The sequence below is a fragment of the Streptomyces sp. L-9-10 genome (assembly GCF_004151105.1).
GTDB lineage: Bacteria > Actinomycetota > Actinomycetes > Streptomycetales > Streptomycetaceae > Streptomyces.
This window is the reverse complement of record NZ_PHRF01000140.1, coordinates 1-929: the sequence shown is the minus strand read 5'-3', so window position 1 is coordinate 929 and position 929 is coordinate 1. Positions and strand designations below refer to the sequence as shown.

At 69.9% G+C, this 929-nt stretch carries 1 protein-coding gene; it reads left to right on the top strand.

Going from position 1 to position 929, the window contains the following annotated elements; all coding sequences use genetic code 11:
• Nucleotides 1-929 (top strand): alpha/beta hydrolase (locus CU044_RS30200; protein WP_129771924.1); only part of this gene is annotated, 929 nt, incomplete at both ends.

Sequence of the window (929 nt, the reverse complement as noted above, 5' to 3'; positions counted from 1 at the left end):
CAGCGCCGCCTGCGCACGCTGGAGGGCTGGCACACCACCCGGACCCTGACGACCCGCAACGGCAGCGAACTCCAGTACGAGATCATGTCGCAGGGCGACGCCGACAAGCCCGTGATGGTGTTCGCCGCCGGGATGGTCGCCACCTCCGAGCACTTCTCCTGGGTGACGGAGAAGCTGGCCAAGGAGACCGGCTACGGCGTCGTGACCTACGCCCGCGCCGGATACGCGGGCAGCCGCCGCGCCTCCGACGCGCCCTACACGCTCGCCGAGTCCGTCGACGACCTGGTCGATCTCGTGGGGACCGTCTCGCCGCGGCGCCGGGTCATACTCGTCGGGCACTCGCTCGGCGGTGAACTCGCCCGCCGCGCCGCGCTCCTGCTCGGCGACCGGGTGGAGGGCGTTGTCTATCTCGACTCCTCGCATCCCGACGAGCTGAACCGTTCCAAGCAGCAGAGTGATACGGCGAAGCGGCTGAGCGAGTCGCTCACGCAGATGGTGTGGTTCCTGCGGGCCGGTACCGGGATTCTGATGTCGCGTCCGATCTGGGTGGACGCGCTGCCGGAGGCGTATCGGAAGAAGGCGTTCGCGCAGTACACGGACGTGCGGATGTGGGAGGCCGGGCGCCGTGAATGGGCGGCGGTCGAGGCGGACTTCCGTGCCTTCGAGGGCGAGCTGGAGCCGGTGGACTCCCACGCGCTGGTGGTCTCCGCGCAGCAGACCGTCGACCGTGATCCCGACCAGTTGCTGATGCACAACGAGCTGGCCGGGGCGCACAGCGGTGAGGGCCGGCGCACGGAGGTCGTGGTGATCGAGGGCGCGGACCACGACACCGTGCTGACGAACAGCCGGTTCGCGCACCAGGTGACGGAGCGCATCATCGCGTTCTGCGACGCCGGTCTGCCGGCCGGCGCTTCCACGGACGAGCACGA